Here is an 18,659-nt window from a genome sequence, read left to right as displayed (position 1 = left end):
GTGTGCTGACGGCGAAGGGTGCGGCGACGCGGGATCGGATCGTGGACGCGGCGGCCGCGGAGATCCGTGACCGTGGCGTCGGGGCGGTGACGCTCGACGACATCGGGCGGCGGAGCGGGACGGGCAAGAGCCAGCTGTTCCACTACTTCCCCGAAGGCAAGGAGCAGTTGCTGCTGGCGGTCGCTGAGCGCGAGGCCGACCGGGTGATCGAGGACCAGGAGCCGCAGCTCGGGCGGCTGACCACGTGGGAAGCGTGGCGGGAGTGGCGTGACGTCGTCGTGGAGAAGTACCGGCGCCAGGGTGTGAACTGTCCGCTCGGCGTGCTCATCACGGAGATCGGACGGCACACCCCGGCCGCGCAGGCGGTGACCGGCAAGCTGCTCGCACAGTGGCAGCGCCGGGTCCAGGCCGGGATCGAGGAGATGAAGGCCGACGGCAAGATCCGGGCCGAGGTGGACCCCGCCCGCGCTTCCGCGGCCCTGATCGCGTCGGTCCAGGGCGGGGTCGTCATCCTCATGTCGTCCGGCTCGGCCAAGCACCTGGAGTACGCGCTGGACCTCTGCCTGGACTACCTCCGCGGAGACATCACCGCCAGTTGAGCACCGGCGGCTGGTAGCCGGCCGGCTTGTCGGCGACCTTGGCTCCGGCGTTGACCAGCCAGCCTTGGTACTCCGGCGTGAACATCCGGTACACCGACTCCGGCGGTACGGCGCTCGCCTCGTCGAGCGTGGATCGCAACTCCGCGGGGATCTCGAAGTCGAGGGCCACCAGCGAGGAGCCGAGTTGCTCCGGGGTGCTGGCGCCGACGATCGCCGAGGCGATGCCGGGCTGCGTGGCGACCCAGTTGACGGCGACCTGGGCCATCGTCACACCGAGCTTGTCCGCCACAGATCTGACCGTGTCGAGCAGGTCCCAGTGCCGGTCGGTCCACGTCCGCACCGGAGCGGCGTCGCCGGTGAGCCGTCCGTCGCCGGTCACACCCTGCGCGTCGTCGCGGCGGTACTTGCCGGTGAGGAATCCGCTGCCGAGCGGACTCCACGCCGTGATCCCGAGGCCCAGCGTCCGGCCGAGCGGAACGTGCTCGGTCTCGATCGTCCGCTCGACCAGCGAATACGGCAGTTGCAGGCTGACCATCGGCACCGACGACTGCGCGTCCGCGAGTGTCTGGGCGCGAGCGGCGTACCAGGCTGGTACGTCGGACAGGCCGGCGTACCGGATCTTGCCGGCTTGGGTGAGGTCGTCGAAGGTGCGCAGGACCTCCTCGACCGGGGTGATGCGGTCCCAGGTGTGCAGCAGGAACAGGTCGAGGTAGTCGGTGCGCAGCCGGCGCAGTGACTCCTCGACCGCGCGGATCATGTGCTTGCGGCCGTTGCCGCCGGCATTCGGATCGCCGGGGTCGACGCTGTTGGTGAACTTGGTGGTGAGCACCATCCGCTCGCGGAGTCCGGCTTCGTCGATCAGCTTGCCGAGGATCGTTTCGCTCTCACCGGCGGTGTAGAAGTCCGCCGTGTCGATGAAGTTGCCCCCGGCATCGACGTACCGGCGGAAGATCGATCGCGCGTCGTCCTCGGTCTTCCCGTACGGCGCGTGGAGTCCGCCGGTGCCGAAGTTCATGGTGCCCAGTGCCAGCCGGCTGACGCGCAGTCCGGACCGGCCGAGCAGGTAGTAGTCGTCAAGTGCCATGACCACAGCGTTGCTCGCGAAAAATGGACCGGCAAGTACAAACGGCGACGGCGTGATTGAGTTGGGGCTGATGCTCGTCCTTCGGCGAAGGGATCGGACTGTGGGGTTGTCGGAACGGCAGCGGATGGTGCTCGGGCGGTTGGCGGAGATCGCGATCCCGGCGGACGACTTCCCGTCGGCGGCCGAGGCCGGAGCGGTGGGGTTCATCGAGCGATTGGTGACCGAGGACCGGCCGGACTGGCTCGAGCGGGTCGAGCGAGCGCTGGACGTCGCGGGGGATGAGCCGGACCTCGACGTGGTGCTGGCTGATCCGGACGGCGCTTGGTTGGTGCGGATGATCGCGCAGGGCTTCTACGCGGGAGATGGGCAGGTCCGGCCGTCGGCGTGGACCATGGTCGGCTGGCAGGCGGACAAGGCCGGGGCGTGGGAGCCGGTGGAGACCGACCTGCGCATCACGCCGCGGTCGGAGTTGGTGGATCGCTACGACTGCATCGTGGTCGGCTCCGGCGCGGGTGGTGGTGCGTCCGCTCAGGTGCTGGCCGAGTCCGGGCGGTCGGTGCTGGTCGTGGAGACCGGTCGCTACCCGACGACCGCGTCGTTGTCCCGCGACCACCTGCGGAACCCGCGCTCGGTGGCCGGGCTGCCCGCGCTGACCGACCCGGATCCGTTCGGACGCCCTCGGGTCGCGGTCGTCGACGGCGTACCGCGGCAGGTGCTGCCGCCGGACGGTGGATGGGGCAACAACGCCTTCACGGTCGGTGGCGGCACCCGGGTGTACGGCGCCCAGGCCTGGCGGTTCGTGCCTCGCGACTTCGCGATGGCGAGCACCTACGGAGTTCCGTCAGGGAGTGCCCTGTCGGACTGGCCGATCACGTACGACGACCTGGCGCCGTACTACACGTTGGCCGAGCAGAGGTTCGGGGTGAGCGGTGGCGGTGTGGACCCGTGGCACGAGCCGCGGGAGCTCCCGATGCCGCCCATGCCACGCACCGGTCCGGCGACACGGCTCGCGGCGGCCGCGGAGCGGCTGGGCTGGGGAACCCTCGACGTACCGCTGCTGATCAACTCGGTCGACTACCAAGGACGGGCGGGCTGTGTGCGGTGTGGGCAGTGCGTCGGGTTCGCCTGCCCGGTCGAAGCAAAGTCCGGGACCCACAACACGGCGTTGCCGGCCGCACTCGCGACCGGACGGTGCACGTTGGTCACCGAGACGACGTCGGAGCGGCTGGTCACCGATGCCTCCGGCCGCGTGACCGGTGTCGCCCTGGTCGCCGAGGACGGTCACTGGCGCCGGACCGTGGAGTGTGAAGAGGTCGTGATCGCCGCCGGTGCGACCGAGACACCGCGGCTCCTGCTCAACAGCGCCCACGACCGCGAACCCGATGGCCTCGGCAACAACCAGGACCAGGTCGGCCGGCACCTGCAGGCTCATGTGTACGCCGGTGCGGTCGGGCTGTTCGACGACGAGCTGGCCGATCTGATCGGCCCAGGTGTCTCGATCGCGACCTGCGACTTCCGGCACGGGAACGACGGGATCGTGGGTGGCGGGATGCTGGCGAACGAGTTCGTTCCGACGCCGGCCGCGACGTACGACTATCTGACCGGCGCCGGGTTGATCCCGCGGGCCGGTGCGGAGGGGAAGCAGGCGATGCGGCGGGAGGCGCGACGCATGCTGCGAGTTGTCGGGCCGATCCAGGAGGTCACGTCGGCGGAATCCCGGGTGCGGGTCGATCAGCGGGTCCGCGACCGCTTGGGCAATCCGGTCGTGACGATCAGCGGCTCCATCCACCCGGAGGACGTCCGGTCGCAGGCCTTCATGAGCGCGAAGGCCCGCGAGTGGCTGGAGGAAGCGGGCGCGGTCCGGACGGCTGTCGGCGCGGTGGGTACGACGCGGCAGGCGAGCAGCGGGCAGCATCAGGCGGGCACGTGCCGGATGGGCGACGACCCGGCACGGTCGGTCACCGATCCGTACGGCCGGGTCTGGGGCCACGACAACGTCCGGATCGCCGACGCCTCGGTGCATGTGACGAACGGGGGAGTGAACCCGGTGCTCACCGTGCTGGCCAACTCCCTGCGGATCGCCGAGCACCTCGCTGGGTGATAGTCAGGCGAGGATGCGGGAGATGCCGACGCCGCTGCGGGCGTCGCGGCCGTACTTGTCCACCTCGGCGGCGAGGTCCAGGCGGCGTACTCCGGCCTTCGCCCGGTCCTCGTCGGTGAGCAGGTCGGCCGGGATGATCCAGACGATCTCGAACTCCAGCCCGTTCGGGTCCTTGCCGTACAGGGACTTGGTGGTGCCGTGGTCGGACGAACCGACCAGGGCGCCGGCCTCGGCCAGCGTGGCGGACAGGTCCTGGAGGTCGCCGAGGGTGTCCACCTCCCAGGCGAGGTGGTAGAGCCCGACGGTCGTCTGCCCGGCACCGGACGGGCCGGCCTGCGGGCCGAGTTCGAACAGGCCGAGGTCGTGGTCGTTGGTCGAGCCGGGCGCCCGGAGGAAGGCCGCGCCCTGGTAGGCGTCGCCGCCCTCGGTGTAGCCGAAGCCGAGCACGTCGCGGTAGAAGGCGACACTCTCGGCCACGTTCCGCACGTACAGCACCGCATGGTTCAAGCGGAAGATCGCCATCGAACAACCTCTCTCGTCGGGACCCTCTCGATGATAGTTGAAGACTCAACCTAGGGCCACGGCTGCGCGCTAGCGGCGGCGAGGTCTGCCCGGTTTCTTACCCGCTCCCCTGGTGGCCGGCGCTTTCTTGGCGGCGGCCTTCTTGGCCGGGGCTTTCGTGGCGGGCTGGGCGCCGCGGCTGCTGTTGACCGTCCGGCCGCGCACAATCCCGATGAACTGCTCCACGAGTTCTGACGTCTCGTCCTCGGGCCAGCTCAACGCGACCTGCGATTCCGGCGCGTCCAGGAGTGGCCGGTAGGTGAGGTCCTTGCGGTGGTGCAGCCGGGCCAGTGACTGCGGTACGACGAGCAGCCCGGTGCCCATGGCAACGAGTGCGATCGCATCCGCGGTGGTCGCGGGACGTTCGTCGATCACCCGTCCGGGCGGGCGTTCCCAGTCGAAGACGTCGTCCCGCGGGTGGAGCATGAGTTCGTCGGCCACGTCGCCGGTGGTCACCTCGTCGGCCGCTGTCACCAGGTGGTCCTTCGGAACCACGACGACCGTCTGCTCGACGTACAAGGGGATGGCATGCAGGCCGTCACGGTCGATCGGGAGCCGGAGGAGTACGGCGTCCGCCTCGCCGCGACGTACCAGGGCCGGCGCGTCGGCGGCGGTGACCTGGATCAGCTCCAACGGGATCCGGGGAAGGCGCTCCGCCCACATCCGCACCCACTTGGCAGGTGTCACGCCGGGCACGTAGCCCAGCCGGAAGGTGGGTCGAGGGCCGGTCACGCTGGCCAGGTTACCGGGCGTCACGACAGGACGGGCAAGGTCGCTACTCTTGCGGCATGACGGCGCGTAAGACACCCCAGACGATGAAGCCGGCCACAGCGGCCAAGAAGCTCGGGGTGTACCTCCAGGCGACCCCCGCGGAGTTCCAGGAGGGCGCGGTCTCCCGCGACGAGCTGAACGCGCTCCAGACCGACCCGCCCGAGTGGCTCCGCGAGCTGCGCCGGACCGGTCCGCACCCCCGGCCCGTCGTCGCGGCCAAGCTCGGCGTCTCGATCAGCGGCCTCGCCCGCGCCGGCGTCACCGAGGCGCTGACCACGGACGAGATCGAGGCCATCAAGTCGGAGAACCCCGACTGGCTCGAGCACGAACGGGCCACCCAGGCCGACGTCCGCCGCCAGGCCGCCGAGCTCAAGAACAAGACGGACTAGTTGGCCCGACCCCTTGACGTGCCCCGTCACTCAGGCACTATTTTCGGTCATGACCGTAAAGACGGTCACAGCCGTGTGTACGTCTGGGAGGTCCTGATGAAGGTCGGAGTCAGCCGGGTCGTGGGGTCCGCGGCCGCAGTAGCGGTGGTGGCCGGATTGAGTGCGTGCGGTGGTTCCAGCGGTTCCGGCGGGTCATCGGACCAAGCGGTCGTGACGGTCTGGATGTACCCCGTGATCGCCGACGAGAAGGCGGCAACGACGTACTGGACGCAGATCGAGAAGGACTTCGAGGCGGCGAACGCCGGCATCGACCTGCGGATCGAGCAGCAGCCCTGGGCGAACCGGGACCAGAAGCTGGCGACGGCGTTCTCCGGCGGCAAGGGACCCGACGTCCTGCTGCTCGGGCCGGACCAGATCCCGCAGTTCGTCACGTCCGGCTCGCTCGAACCCGTCGACAAGGTGCTGGACGCGGACAAGGACAAGTTCCTGCCCGGCGCCCTGGACGCGCTGAAGGTCGACGGCAAGCTGTACGCGGTGCCGATCTACCACACGGTCACCACGACGGTCTACAACAAGAAACTGCTCGCGAAGGCCGGCATCACCAAGCCGCCGGAGACGTGGGACGAGATCAAGGCGGCCGTGCCGAAGTTCAAGCAGGCCGGCGTCGCCACGCTGGACTACTCCGCCTCGCCGGAGGCGTCGCTGAACCTCAGCTTCTACCCGCTGCTGTGGCAGGCCGGCGGGAAGGTGTTCGCCGACGACGGCAAATCGGTGGCATTCAACCAGGCACCCGGCGTCGAGGCGCTGACGTTCCTGAAGGGCCTGTACGACGACGGCGGGATCCCGAAGAGCGCCCTGTCGAACGCGAACGTGGTGGCCGACCAGGCGCTCGGCAAGCAGCAGGTGGCGATGGGCTTCACCAACACCCTGATCGACGCCAAGACCGTGGCCTCGAGCTGGGGCGCCGCGAACGTCGTGGTCGGCGTACCGCTGGAGAACAAGAAGCGGGTCGGGTTCGGGCTGCCCGGCGGGCTCGCGGTGAACGCGGGATCGAAGGACGTCGACGCGGCGGAGAAGTTCCTCGGCTTCATGACCCAGCCGAAGCAGGAGATCAGCCTGGCGACCGTGTCCAACTTCCTGTCCCCACGCACCGACGCGCCGGTGCCGGCCGCCGACGAGCAGGCGAAGAAGTTCGAGGAAGCCCTGCAGTACGCCTACTCAGGTGAGGTCAACCCGGCCGCCCGCCAGGTGATGACGTTGCTGTCGGTCGAGATCCAGGCCGTGCTGACCGGCAAGAAGACACCGCAAGAGGCCCTGGACGCGGCGGCCAAGCAGTCCAACGATCTGCTCTCCAGACAGCGCTGACCGGATGAGAGTGGTCGACGTCAATCGCATCGTCGGTCCGGTGCCGACGGGCGACGTACCGAGTTCGGACGCGCCGGGTCTGCTGGCCGAGCTCGACCGGTTGGCGATCGACGCGGCGTGTGTGGTGCATTCGCAGGACTTGTACTACGACCCGACCGTGGTGGCCGAGTTGCCGGCGGATCCACGGCTGATCCGGGTGCCGGTCGTCGTACCCGGGCCGTTGGGAACCGGCGTGCCGGCGGGTGCCCGGGTGGTGCGGATGTGTCCGGCCGAGCATCGGTTCCTGCTGACCGCGCCGCACGGGATCGCGGTGGCGCGGGAGTTGGCCGAGAGCGCTGTCTCGGTATTGCTGGCGCTGGAGTCGGTGGGTCCGGGGGAGATCCACCGGCTCGCGACCGAGGTGCCGTCGCTACGGATCGTGTTGATCAACACCGGCTACCGCGCGTTGCGCGAGCTCGCCGATCTGATGGACGCGCATCCCGAGGTGCGGGTGGATACGGCGACGTTGTGCGGTCACCTCGCGGTCGAATGGGTCGTACGCCGGTACGGCGCCCACCGAGTGCTGTTCGGGACTGGTGCGCCACTGACGGACGACGCGGGGCCGCGGTTCCAGCTCGACCACCTGGAGCTGCCGGCGGACGAGATCGATCTGATTGCTAGCGGCAACATCCTGGAGCTGGTCGGATGACGGGCATTATCGACGCCCACGGTCATCTCGGGGCGTGGTTCGCCTTCGCGATCCCGGACAGTTCGACCGAGAGCCTGGTGCGGGTGATGGACGCCTGCGGCGTCGCGACGATGTGTGTCTCGCACCTGCTCGCGATCGGCCCGGACTCTCGCGCCGGGAACGCCCTGCTGCTTGAGGAGATCGCACGCTTTCCAGGCCGCTTTCTGGGGTACGCCGTCTACGACCCGCACGACCCCGAGGCGGCGCGACGGACGGCCGATCTGCTCGACGCGCCAGGAGTGATCGGGCTGAAGCTGCACCCGGACACGCATGAGCACGCGCTCGACGGTCCGGCGTACGAACCCGCCTTCCACTTGGCGGCCGAGCGCGGCTGCGTGGTGCTCGCGCATGGCATGTTCGGTTCGCCGTGGTGCGGTCCGGCACACTTTGCGACCGTTGCCGCACGACATCCAGCCGTGAAACTGTTGATGGGTCACGCCGGCCTGCTCCCGGCCGGGTTCCCTGCGGCGGCAGAGGTGGCGTCGACGTACCCGAATGTGACGTTGGAGCTCTGCGGATCCCGGACCACGGCGCGGCATGTGGCCTGGCTGGTCGATGCCGTGGGCGCGGACCGAATGGTCTTCGGGTCCGATGCGCTGTTCCTGGATCTGCGGGTCGGCGTGGGCCGGGTGCAACTCGCGCCGATCGATCAGGCCGATCGCGATCTGTTGCTGTTCGGCACGATGACTCGGCTCCTGGAGGGATGTCGATGACAGTGGCAACGACTTTGGCGCTTGACGGCGGTACGCCGGTCCGGACCGCGGGCTGGCCGAGTTGGCCGCCGCCCGCGACCGCGGAGCAGCGCGAACTCCTGCTCGAGGTGCTCGACAGCGGCGACTGGGGCGCGACCTCCGGTCAGAAGGTGGCCGAGTTCACCACCGCCTTCGCTCAGTCGATCGGAGCGCGGTACGGCGTCTCGGTCGTGAACGGGACGGTCGCGCTCTTCGTCGCGCTGCGCGCCCTCGGGGTCGGCCGGGACGACGAGGTGATCGTGCCCGCGTACACGTTCGTCGCGAGTGCGACCGCGGTGGTGCTGGCCGGTGCGCGACCGGTACTGGCCGACGTCACGCCGGAGACACTCCATCTCGACCCGGCCGCGGTCGGGCGGCTGATCAGTCCGCGGACGAAGGCGATCATGCCGGTGCATCTCGCCGGTGCCCCCGCGGACGTCGATGCCTTGACGGAGTACGGCGTACCGATCGTCGAGGACGCGGCGCAGGCCCATGGTGCGACCTGGCGCGATCGGCCGGTCGGGACGCTGGGTGATGCGGCGTGCTTCAGCTTCCAGTCCAGCAAGGCGATGACGGCCGGCGAGGGCGGGCTGATCGTGACCGACGACGAGGCCGTGCACCGGAAGGTCTGGGCGCTGCACAACGTCGGCCGGAGTCTCGAGGGCGGGTGGTACGAGCATCCGGATGTCGGGTGGAACCTGCGGATGACCGAGTTCCAGGCCGCCGTGCTGCTGCCGCAACTCGGCGTACTGGACGACCAGGTCAAGACGAGGCATCGCGCGGTGGAGTTCCTCCGCCGGGAGCTGGCCGGCGTTGATGGTCTGGAGGTTCTGCCGGAGCCGCCGGGCACTACTGCCAGCAGCCACCACCTCGGCTTGGTCCGCTACGCCCCGGCCGCGTTCGGTGGGCACGGCAAGGACGATTTCCTCGCAGCGATGGCGGCCGAAGGTGTCCCGCTGGATTCCGGCTACCGCTCGCTGTCCCGAGAGAAAGCACTCCAGGCGTACTCCGACCTGCAGCCGTGCCCGGTCGCGGAGGAGGCCGCGGACACGGTCGTGTGGATCCGTCAGAGTCTGTTGATGGCCGACGAGGCGGAGCTGTCCGACATCGTCACCGCCGCGACGAAGGTCCAGCAGGCGTTCGTCAGCTCGTGACCAGTGCCTCGAACGCGTCGAGGGCGCGCCGGATGTTCTCGACCGAGTTCGCGTACGAGAACCGCAGGTGGTCCTCGCCGTACGCCCCGAAGGATGTGCCCGGCAGGCAGGCGACGCCGGCCTCGTCGAGCAGCCGATCGGCCAGCGTCGCCGCGGACAGCCCGAGCTCACTGATGTTCGGGAATGCGTAGAACGCTCCGCCCGGTTCGACGCACGACACACCCGGTACGGCGTTCAGCCCGGAGACGATCACCTCGCGGCGTTCCCGGAAGGCCTCGAGCATGCGTTCGACGTCGTCCCACGGTCCTTCCAATGCCGCGATCGCGGCGTACTGGCTGAAGGCCGACGTACAGGACACCGAGTTGATCAGCAGCCGCGTCACCGGCTCGACCAGTGGCTCCGGGAACACACCGAACCCGAGCCGCCAGCCGGTCATCGCGAACGTCTTCGACCAGCCGTCGAGCAGGATGGTCCGCTCGGCCATGCCGTCGACGTCCAGCACGCTGTGGTGGTCCCCGTCGTAGCACAGCGCCCAGTAGACCTCGTCGCTGAGTACGACGAGGTCGTTGGCGATCGCGATCTCGGCGATCGCCTCCAACTGTTCGGGGGTCGAGGCGCTGCCGCACGGGTTGTGCGGGGAGTTGAGGATCAGCAGCTTGGTCCGGTCGGTGACCAGCGACGCGAGCTCCTGGGGGTCGATGACGAACCCGTTCTCCTCGCGCAGCGGCACCGGCACAGGCGTCGCGCCGGCGAACGCCGCGATCGAGGCGTACATCGGGAAGCCCGGGTCCGGGTAGAGGACCTCGTCGCCCTCCTCGCACAGCGCCATGATCGTGAAGAACATGATGGGCTTGGCGCCCGGCGTGACGAGCACCTTGTCCGGCGTCGTGGTCAGCCGGCCGGTGCGCTCGAGGAAGTCCGCGACCGCGGTCCGCAGTTCGGGGATACCCGGCGCCGGCACGTAGTGCGTGTGGCCCTTGTCCAGCGCCTGCTGCGCGGCGGCGACGACGTGCTCCGGGGTGTCGAAGTCCGGTTCGCCGATCTCGAGGTGCACGATCTCGCGTCCGCGTGCCTCCAGCGCCTTCGCCTTGGCCAGCACCTCGAACGCCGATTCGGTACCCAGTCGATTCATCCGCCCAGCAAGCTTCACGCCTTCGAGCCTAGGCTGAGTGTCCACTTCCTGGCCAACGGTCCTGTGTCGTGAGACGCGTGCCATCATCGGTTGATCGATCAGCGAGCGACTCGAAGGAGTGCGGATGGCACGGGTAGCGGTCACCGGAAGCAGCGGGAAACTCGGCCGGGCGGTGGTCGATCACCTGCTGGACAACGGCTGGGACGTGGTTGCTCTGGACCAGGCACCGCCGGCACGGACCGGTGTCGTGGCGTCGCGGGTCGACCTGACCGATTTCGGCCAGACCTACGAGGCGATCGCCGGAATCGACGACCGCCACGACGGTGTCGACGCCGTCGTTCACCTGGCCGCCGTGCCGGCGCCCGGACTGCGGCCGAACGCGGCGACCTTCCACAACAACATGACGGCCACCTACAACGTGTTCTCGGCCGCCTTGCGGGCAGGGGTCCGCAACATCGTCTGGGCGTCCAGCGAGACCGTGCTCGGCCTGCCGTTCGACGAGTTCCCGCCGTACGTGCCGGTCGACGAGGACTACCCGCCGCGGCCGAACAGCACGTACTCGCTGGTGAAGACGCTCGAGGAGGAGCTGGCCCGGCAACTGTGCCGGTGGCATCCGGACCTGAAGCTGATCGGCCTGCGGTTCTCGAACGTGATGTACCCCGAGGACTATGCACGCTTCCCGTCGTTCGACGCCGACGCGCAGGCGCGCAAGTGGAACCTCTGGGGCTACATCGACGCCCGCGACGGCGCGCAGGCCGTCCGCCGCGCGCTCGACTACGACATCACCGGCACCGACGTGTTCATCGTCGCGAACGCCGACACGGTGATGTCCCGGCCGAACGAGGAGCTCCTCGCCGAGGTGTTCCCCGGCGTCCCCGTCAAGCACCCGTTCGGCCCGAACGACACCCTGCTGTCCATCGACAAGGCCCGCCGCCTGCTCGGCTACGAACCTCAGCACTCCTGGCGCGACTAGGCAGGCCCGTACGGGAACAGCTTCTGCGGGTCGTACGACGCGCGTACGTCGGCCAGCCGGGCGAAGGTGTCCGACGGCCACGCCGCCTCGTACGAGCCCGGCAGCGAGAAGCCGGCCGCGAAGTTGACGGTGGTCTCGGGGGAGACCCAGGCAGACAGCCGATCCAGCACGCCACCCGCCGCGGCGGGCAGCACCGTCTCGAACAAGCCCGGATCGGGGACACCGATCATCACCAGGCTGTACGGGCCACCACGTCCACCCACCGCACTGCCTTCCGGTACGTCGCGGTGCGTCGCGCCGCCGAGATGCCGGATCTCCACCGCGACGAGTGGGACCTGCTGATCCGGCCCGACGACCTCGAGGAACGCGGAGGCGAAACCGGCGTCGATGTCGCGGAGCAACACACCTTGGTCCCACGCGGCCGTCGGGCCCTTGGGATCGTTGTGAATGAGCGCGATGTCGGTGGCCGGCATCTCGCCGACGGAGTCGACGATCGCTGTACCGGCGTCGCGGATCGGTCGGAAGAGGCGCTCGCCTGTGGCTTGGTCGCCGACGAAGGCGAAGCGGACGTTGAGGACGGTCTTGCCCCGCAGCGGCTCGGGGATGAACTCCAGCGGCGGCAGCCGCAGGATCACGACCGAGGAGTTCGCAGTCTCGGGCAGCGTCTTGGTCCAACTCGCCCACGTCATGAACACCCTGGCGATGTCCGGGGCGTCGAAGAACACCGAACCGCCGTACAGCGTGGTCAGCTCGACCAGCGCGAAGTCCATCGCGGTGACCAGGCCGAGGCCGCCCTTGCCGCCGCGCAGCGCCCAGAACAGGTCGGGATTCTCGGTCGCGTTCGCCGTCACCACCTCGCCGGTGCCGGTGACGACGCGGAAGCCGCGCGCCCAGTCCGACGAGACGCCGAAGGTCCGGGCCAGCGGACCGAGTCCGCCGCCGAGGGTGTAGCCGATGCACCCGACCGCGTCGGAGGCGCCGATGATCGGCGCGAGCCCGTGCTGTCCGGCCGCGGCGATGACTTCCGCCCACCGGGAACCCGCGGCGATGTGGGCGACCTTCTGGTCCGGATCGACAGTCACGCCCGTCAACCGGGACGTGGTGACCAGGACGCCATCGGTGACCGCGGGCGATCCGTGCCCGGTCGCGAGGACCCGCACCGGTAGACCGCTGTCCGCCGCTGCCCGTACGACGGCTGCGGCGTCCGCCTCCGACGTGATCCCGACCGCGACGTCCGGACTGTGCGTGACCGCCGTGTTGAACCCGGCGACCTCCTCCGCGAACCCCTCGTCACCAGGAACCAGGACCGGTCCGGCAACCTCGCTCCGCAGTCGCGCGACCCACTCATCCACACCCGACACAGTGCCTCCCCTCCAGAGACTCCACCCTTGGCCCGCAGTCTTCCGCACGCGCGGGGTCACGCCGAAGATGGCGAAAACACGCTTGGATGGGGGGCCGACTCGACGGTAGGTAGGCAAGGCTGAAAACCTGTGCCAGCGGTTGGCGATCCCAACTGCGACAACAGGGTGAGACACGGAGGCGGTCGATGTTCAAGCGTATCGCAGTGGTGAACCGGGGTGAAGCCGCCATGCGGCTGATCAACGCGGTTCGCGAGGTCAACGCCGAGGGCGGTGACCCGATCGAGACTGTCGCCTTGTTCACCGACGGTGAGCGGACCGCGACCTTCGTCCGCGAGGCCGACATCACCTACCCGCTCGGGCCGGCGTCCGCGCGCCCGTACCTGGACCTCGCCGTGCTCGAGCGTGCGCTGCGCGAGACGAAGGCCGACGCGGCCTGGGTCGGCTGGGGATTCGTGGCCGAGGACCCCGCCTTCGCGGAGCTGTGCGAGCGGATCGGCGTGACCTTCATCGGGCCGTCGGCCGAGGCGATGCGCAAGCTCGGCGACAAGATCGGGTCCAAGCTGATCGCCGAGGAGGTCGGCGTACCGGTCGCGCCGTGGAGCCGCGGCCCGGTCGAGTCGCTGGAGGCCGCGCTGCAGGCGGCCGAGACGATCGGGTACCCATTGATGCTCAAGGCAACGGCCGGCGGTGGTGGCCGCGGCATCCGGGTGGTCCGGTCGGCGGAGGAACTCACCGATGCGTACGCGCGGACCAGCGACGAGGCCGCGCGGGCCTTCGGCAGCGGCGTGGTGTTCCTGGAGCGCCTGGTCACCGGCGCCCGCCACGTCGAGGTGCAGGTCATCGCTGACGGCCAGGGGACGGCGTGGGCGCTCGGCGTCCGGGACTGCTCGGTGCAGCGCCGGAACCAGAAGGTGATCGAGGAGTCCGCCTCACCGCTGCTGTCGGCCGGCCAGGTCGAGGACCTGAAGGCCTCCGCCGAGCGGCTCGCGCTCGCGGTCGGCTACCGCGGTGCGGCGACGGTCGAGTTCCTGTATCACCCCGGCGAGAAGAGCTTCGCGTTCCTCGAGGTGAACACCCGGCTCCAGGTGGAGCACCCGATCACCGAGCTGACCACCGGGTTCGACCTGGTGAAGGCCCAGTTGCACGTCGCGAACGGCGGCCTGCTGGAGGGCACGAAGCCGGTCGAGAGCGGGCACGCGGTCGAGGCACGCCTGAACGCCGAGGACCCGGACCGCGACTTCGCACCGTCGCCGGGACGGATCGCCGTACTCGACCTGCCGTCCGGACCCGGCATCCGCGTCGACACCGGAGTGAGCGCCGGTGACAGCATTCCGGCCGACTTCGACTCGATGATCGCGAAGATCATCGGCTACGGGCGGACCCGCGAGGAGGCACTGGCGCGGCTGCGCCGGGCGGTCGGGGCGACCACGGTGCTGATCGAGGGCGGCGCCACCAACAAGAGCTTCATCCTCGAACTGCTGGACCAGCCCGAGGTGATCGACGGCAGCGCCGACACCGGCTGGATCGACCGGGTCCGCGGTGAGGGCCGGCTGGTCTCGCACCGGCACTCGGGCGTCGCTCTGGTCGCGGCCGCGATCGAGGGGTACGAGGACTCCGAGCAGGTCGAGCGGGTGCGGCTGCTGGAGACCGCGCACGGCGGCCGTCCGCAGATTCAGCACGAGGTGGGTCGGGCGATCGACCTGAAGCTGCGCGGGGCGAGCTACCGGGTGACGGTGGCGCGGATCGGGCCGGACCGGTTCCGGGTCGGTGTCGGGACCGGCAACGATCATCTCAAGGTGGTCGACGCCGAGCTGGAGCGTCTCGACGACTACACCAGTCGGCTGGTGGTCGGCGGGCAGCGGTTCCGCCTCGTCACCGCGACGCACGGTCCGGTCCACCTGATCGAGGTGGACGGTGTGACCCACCGGGTCAGCCGCGACGAAGGCGGCGTACTGCGTTCTCCCGCGCCGGCTCTCGTGGTCGCGACGCCGGTGCAGACCGGGGCCGAGATCGAGGCCGGTGCGCCGGTGCTCGTGCTGGAGAGCATGAAGATGGAGACGGTGCTTTATGCGCCGTTCAAGGCGACCGTGAAGGAACTGCTCGTCGCCACCGGCAGCCAGGTCGAGACCGGTGCGCCCCTGCTGCGGTTGGAGCCGGTCGCGGACGAGTCCGGTGCCGAGGCGGCTGCTCCCACGGACAACGGCGTACAGCTGGATCTGCCGAACGGGTCCGGGGAGAGGTCCGCGGCCGAGCGGGTCGAGCGGGGTCAGGACGACCTGCGCAGCATGCTGCTCGGGTTCGACATCGACCCGTCGGACGAGGGCGGCATGCTGGCCGACTACCTGTCCGCGCGGTCCGAGCTGGCGGATCCTCCGGTCGTCGCCGAGATTGACCTGCTGCGCGTGTTCGCGGACTTCGTCGAGCTGAGCCGCAACCGGCCGGCCGGCGAGGAGATCAGCACCGAGAACCGGGTGCACAGCCCACGCGAGCACTTCCACACCTACCTGCAGAGCCTGGATCCGGACCGCGGCGGTCTGCCGGCCGAGTTCCGCGCCCGGCTGACCCGCGTGCTCGGCCAGTACGGCGTGACCGACCTGGAGCGCAGTACCGAGCTCGAGGAGGCCGTCTTCCGGATCTTCCTGGCCCAGCAGCGCTCCACTCCGGACGTGCTACTGGTGTCGTCGCTGCTGCAGCGCTGGATCGCCGAGCCGCGGCCGGTGTCGCCGGTCGACGAGTCCGCACACGACCTGCTCGACCGCCTGGTGCTGGCGACCCAGCTGCGGTTCCCGGTGATCGGCGACCTGGCCCGGAGCGTGCGGTTCCGGTGGTTCGACCAGCCGCAGGTGGACGCGGAGCGGGCGTCTGTGCTGGAGGGTGTCGGCGACGAGGTCGCCGCGCTGGCGGCGGATCCGGAGGCAGCGGACCGCAAGGAGCGGGTCGACGCGCTGGCCACCATCCCCGAGCCGATCGTCCGTTTCCTGGCGCAGCGGCTGGAGCGCGGCTGGGGTGAGCGCGAGCCGATGCTCGAGGTGCTGATCCGTCGGCACTACCGCGAGTACGAGCTGCACGACCTGCGCGAGTTCGCCGTCGACGGCCGGCCGTTCGCGACCGCCGACTACACGATCGACGACCGGCCGAGTCATCTGGTCACCTCGGTGGGCACGGTGGCCGAGCTGGCCGACCCGGACAGCGGCCTGTCCCTTGTGCTGACCGCGCAGATCGACGCGCGCCCGCCCCGGCACGAGGCCGTGGTCGAGCTCTACCTGTACGGCCCGGACCTGCCGGCCTCCCAGCAGGAGGCGTCCGACCTGTACCGCCGGATGGTCGCCGACCAGCCGGTCGCCCAGCGGGTACGCCGGTTCTCGGTCGCGATCGCGCCGGGCCAGGGGCGGCCGGTGTCGTACTTCACCTACCGCCCGGCCGGAGGTTCGGTGGCCGAGGACGACAACGTCCGTGGCGTCCACCCGATGGTCGGCCGGCGGCTGAACCTGTGGCGGCTACGGGACTTCCGGATCACCCGGTTGGACGGGCCGGACGACGTATTGCTGTACCACTGTGTGTCGCGGGAGAACGAAGCCGACCAGCGGCTGGTCGCGCTGGCGCAGGTTCGCCAGTTCGTCGTGGTCCGGGACGAGGACGGGCAGGTGACCTCGCTGCCGCACGCGGAGCGGGCGATCGCGAACTGCCTGGAGGCGATCCGCCGGGCCCGCACCGACCGCGGCGCGGCCGGCGCCAAGCTCGACATGAACCACGTCTGGGTGCACATCTGGCCGGTGGTCGAGGCTCAGGTCGACGAAGTCACCGCACTGCAGCGCAACATCGCGCCGATGACCGCGGGCGCCGGGATCGAGGAGGTCCTGGTCCAGGGTCGGGTCGCGGCGCCGGACGGCAGCGTCAACCTGGTGGCGGCGCGGTTCTACTACCAGCCTGGGGCGGGTGTCGTCACCTCGGTCGAGCAGCCGCCGACCGGACGGTTGATGCCGCTGGACGACTACGCCCAGAAGGTGCAGCGGTCGCGCCGGCGCAACACGATCTACCCGTACGAGGTCAGCGGCATGGTCGCCGGTGCAGGTGGCTCCTTCGTCGAGTACGACCTCGACGACAGCGGTGCCCTGGTCCCGGTGGACCGCCCGCGCGGCCTGAACAAGGCCGGCGTCATCCTCGGCATCGTCAGTACGCCGACCACCCGGCACCCCGAGGGCATCACCCGGGTCGCGCTCAGCGGCGATCCGACCAAGGCCCTCGGCGCGGTCGCCGAGGGGGAGTGCTCGCGGATCATCGCAGCCCTCGACCTGGCCGAGCGGATGCGCGTGCCGGTCGAGTGGTATTCGCTGTCGGCCGGTGCCCGGATCTCGATGGACTCCGGCACCGAGAACATGGACTGGGTCGCCAAGGCGCTGAAGCGGATCGTCGAGTTCACCCAGGACGGCGGCGAGATCAACGTCGTCGTGGCCGGCATCAACGTCGGCGCGCAGCCGTACTGGAACGCCGAGGCCACGATGCTGATGCACACCAAGGGCATCCTGGTGATGACGCCGGACAGCGCGATGGTGCTGACCGGCAAGCAAACGCTGGACTTCGCCGGTGGCGTCTCGGCCGAGGACAACTTCGGCATCGGCGGTTACGACCGGGTGATGGGACCGAACGGCCAGGCGCAGTACTGGGCTCCTGACCTCAAGGGCGCCCGCGATGTGCTGATGGCGCACTACGACCACTCGTACGTCGTCCCGGGGGAGATGGGGCCGCGCCGGGCCGAGACGTCGGATCCGCTGGATCGCGATGTCACGACGTACCCGCACAACGCGCCCGGCAGCGAGTTCCGGACCGTGGGCGAGATCTTCTCCGCCGCGACGAACCCGGACCGCAAGAAGGCCTTCGACATCCGCACGCTGATGCGATCCGTCACGGACCAGGACCACCCGGTGCTGGAGCGCTGGGCCGGGATGGCCGACGCCGACACCGCGGTCGTGCAGGACGCGCGCCTGGGCGGCTACCCGGTCTGCCTGGTCGGCATCGAGTCCAAGTCGGTGCCGCGGCGCGGGTTCCCTCCCACCGACGGCCCGGACACCTACACCGCCGGCACGCTGTTCCCGCTCTCGTCGAAGAAGACGGCCCGGGCGATCAACGCGGCCAGCGGCAACCGGCCGCTGGTGGTGCTGGCGAACCTGTCCGGCTTCGACGGCTCGCCGGACTCGATGCGCAACCTCCAGCTCGAGTACGGCGCCGAGATCGGCCGCGCGATCGTGAATTTCCAGGGCCCGATCGTGTTCTGCGTGGTGTCGCGCTACCACGGTGGAGCGTTCGTGGTCTTCTCCAAGGCGCTCAACCCGTCGATGACCGTGCTGGCCGTGGACGGCTCGTTCGCGTCGGTGATCGGCGGAGCGCCGGCGGCCGCTGTCGTTTTCGCCGGTGAGGTCGACGCCCGGACGGCGGCCGACGAGCGGGTCGCGTCGCTGGCCGAGCGGGTCGGCGAGGCGACCGGAGCGGAGCGGGCCGCGCTTGCGACCGAGTTGGCTGAGGTGCGCACCGCCGTACGCGCGGAGAAGCTGGGAGAGGTCGCGGTCGGATTCGATCGTGTGCACAACATCCAGCGCGCGGTCGAGGTCGGATCGGTCGATGCGGTGATCACAGCGAACGAACTGCGCCCACGGTTGATCGAGGCAATCATCTCCGGTCTACCGGGAGTTGGACCACTCACCTAACCTGGAGGT

Annotated in this window: 14 protein-coding genes; 9 read left to right on the top strand and 5 right to left on the bottom strand. The window is 69.8% G+C overall.

All coding sequences use genetic code 11. The annotated features are described in order from the left end of the window. The first annotated feature begins 2 nt into the window (after window positions 1–2). Window positions 3–599, top strand: a complete 597-nt coding sequence (locus AB0I34_RS25375; RefSeq protein WP_360449262.1) for a TetR/AcrR family transcriptional regulator — start codon at window positions 3–5, stop codon at window positions 597–599. Here AB0I34_RS25375 and AB0I34_RS25370 read toward each other — a convergent pair. Further along, window positions 586–1,683 (bottom strand): aldo/keto reductase, encoded by a 1,098-nt coding sequence (locus tag AB0I34_RS25370; protein ID WP_360449259.1) that lies wholly within the window; start codon window positions 1,681–1,683, stop codon window positions 586–588. The two genes, AB0I34_RS25375 and AB0I34_RS25370, sit on opposite strands and share 14 nt — an antisense overlap. 100 nt (window positions 1,684–1,783) lie before the next feature. On the opposite strand from AB0I34_RS25370, the gene AB0I34_RS25365 reads away from it, so the two are divergent. After that, window positions 1,784–3,784 (top strand): GMC oxidoreductase, encoded by a 2,001-nt coding sequence (locus AB0I34_RS25365; RefSeq protein ID WP_360449256.1) that lies wholly within the window; start codon window positions 1,784–1,786, stop codon window positions 3,782–3,784. Between the two features lie 3 nt (window positions 3,785–3,787). Here AB0I34_RS25365 and AB0I34_RS25360 read toward each other — a convergent pair whose 3' ends face one another. Further along, window positions 3,788–4,306 (bottom strand): VOC family protein, encoded by a 519-nt coding sequence (locus AB0I34_RS25360; RefSeq protein ID WP_360449254.1) that lies wholly within the window; start codon window positions 4,304–4,306, stop codon window positions 3,788–3,790. A gap of 69 nt (window positions 4,307–4,375) precedes the next feature. Beyond that, window positions 4,376–5,077 carry a LysR family substrate-binding domain-containing protein gene (locus tag AB0I34_RS25355; protein WP_360449252.1) on the bottom strand — a complete coding sequence of 234 codons (702 nt, stop codon included), beginning with the start codon at window positions 5,075–5,077 and terminating at the stop codon, window positions 4,376–4,378. A gap of 56 nt (window positions 5,078–5,133) precedes the next feature. Here AB0I34_RS25355 and AB0I34_RS25350 point away from each other — a divergent pair, with 56 nt between their 5' ends. The 5 genes from AB0I34_RS25350 (at window position 5,134) to AB0I34_RS25330 (ending at window position 9,482) form a co-directional block, all read left to right on the top strand. Then, entirely contained in the window at window positions 5,134–5,505 is a 372-nt protein-coding gene (locus AB0I34_RS25350) for a DUF5997 family protein (RefSeq protein ID WP_360449249.1), read from the top strand. Window positions 5,506–5,601: 96 nt separating this feature from the next. Beyond that, complete coding sequence (locus AB0I34_RS25345) at window positions 5,602–6,870, top strand: sugar ABC transporter substrate-binding protein (protein WP_360449246.1); 1,269 nt, start codon at window positions 5,602–5,604, stop codon at window positions 6,868–6,870. A 4-nt stretch (window positions 6,871–6,874) separates the two neighbouring features. Then, the gene (locus AB0I34_RS25340; RefSeq protein ID WP_360449243.1) at window positions 6,875–7,558 is read left to right on the top strand and encodes an amidohydrolase family protein; all 684 of its coding nucleotides are present in this window, start codon (window positions 6,875–6,877) and stop codon (window positions 7,556–7,558) included. Then, window positions 7,555–8,310, top strand: a complete 756-nt coding sequence (locus tag AB0I34_RS25335) for an amidohydrolase family protein (protein ID WP_360449240.1) — start codon at window positions 7,555–7,557, stop codon at window positions 8,308–8,310. The genes AB0I34_RS25340 and AB0I34_RS25335 overlap by 4 nt, the downstream gene beginning before the upstream one ends. Beyond that, window positions 8,307–9,482, top strand: a complete 1,176-nt coding sequence (locus tag AB0I34_RS25330; RefSeq protein ID WP_360449238.1) for a DegT/DnrJ/EryC1/StrS family aminotransferase — start codon at window positions 8,307–8,309, stop codon at window positions 9,480–9,482. Before AB0I34_RS25335 ends, AB0I34_RS25330 begins: the two co-directional genes overlap by 4 nt. On the opposite strand, the gene AB0I34_RS25325 is transcribed toward AB0I34_RS25330, so the two are convergent. Next, on the bottom strand, window positions 9,472–10,632 hold the full coding sequence (locus AB0I34_RS25325) for a pyridoxal phosphate-dependent aminotransferase (protein ID WP_360449235.1): 1,161 nt from the start codon (window positions 10,630–10,632) through the stop codon (window positions 9,472–9,474). The genes AB0I34_RS25330 and AB0I34_RS25325 overlap by 11 nt on opposite strands. 106 nt (window positions 10,633–10,738) lie before the next feature. Here AB0I34_RS25325 and AB0I34_RS25320 point away from each other — a divergent pair, with 106 nt between their 5' ends. Then, entirely contained in the window at window positions 10,739–11,587 is an 849-nt protein-coding gene (locus tag AB0I34_RS25320) for an NAD(P)-dependent oxidoreductase (RefSeq protein ID WP_360449232.1), read from the top strand. Here the strand turns inward: AB0I34_RS25320 and AB0I34_RS25315 are convergent. After that, window positions 11,584–12,939 carry an FAD-binding protein gene (locus tag AB0I34_RS25315; RefSeq protein ID WP_360449229.1) on the bottom strand — a complete coding sequence of 452 codons (1,356 nt, stop codon included), beginning with the start codon at window positions 12,937–12,939 and terminating at the stop codon, window positions 11,584–11,586. The two genes, AB0I34_RS25320 and AB0I34_RS25315, sit on opposite strands and share 4 nt — an antisense overlap. Before the next feature lie 194 nt (window positions 12,940–13,133). Between AB0I34_RS25315 and AB0I34_RS25310 the strand changes: the two genes are divergently transcribed. Further along, the gene (locus AB0I34_RS25310) at window positions 13,134–18,650 is read left to right on the top strand and encodes a carboxyl transferase domain-containing protein (protein WP_360449226.1); all 5,517 of its coding nucleotides are present in this window, start codon (window positions 13,134–13,136) and stop codon (window positions 18,648–18,650) included. Window positions 18,651–18,659 lie beyond the last annotated feature (9 nt).

Source organism: Kribbella sp. NPDC050281, from assembly GCF_040655855.1.
GTDB lineage: Bacteria > Actinomycetota > Actinomycetes > Propionibacteriales > Kribbellaceae > Kribbella.
The sequence above is the reverse complement of the archived record's forward strand: the minus strand, read 5'-3'. Positions and strand labels throughout refer to the sequence as shown.

Coding starts and splice junctions, on each gene's coding strand:
- AB0I34_RS25370 (WP_360449259.1), bottom strand. CDS start 1,683: ATGGCACTTGACGACTACTACCTGCTCGGCCGGTCCGGACTGCGCGTC.
- AB0I34_RS25360 (WP_360449254.1), bottom strand. CDS start 4,306: ATGGCGATCTTCCGCTTGAACCATGCGGTGCTGTACGTGCGGAACGTG.
- AB0I34_RS25350 (WP_360449249.1), top strand. CDS start 5,134: ATGACGGCGCGTAAGACACCCCAGACGATGAAGCCGGCCACAGCGGCC.
- AB0I34_RS25345 (WP_360449246.1), top strand. CDS start 5,602: ATGAAGGTCGGAGTCAGCCGGGTCGTGGGGTCCGCGGCCGCAGTAGCG.
- AB0I34_RS25340 (WP_360449243.1), top strand. CDS start 6,875: ATGAGAGTGGTCGACGTCAATCGCATCGTCGGTCCGGTGCCGACGGGC.
- AB0I34_RS25335 (WP_360449240.1), top strand. CDS start 7,555: ATGACGGGCATTATCGACGCCCACGGTCATCTCGGGGCGTGGTTCGCC.
- AB0I34_RS25330 (WP_360449238.1), top strand. CDS start 8,307: ATGACAGTGGCAACGACTTTGGCGCTTGACGGCGGTACGCCGGTCCGG.
- AB0I34_RS25320 (WP_360449232.1), top strand. CDS start 10,739: ATGGCACGGGTAGCGGTCACCGGAAGCAGCGGGAAACTCGGCCGGGCG.
- AB0I34_RS25310 (WP_360449226.1), top strand. CDS start 13,134: ATGTTCAAGCGTATCGCAGTGGTGAACCGGGGTGAAGCCGCCATGCGG.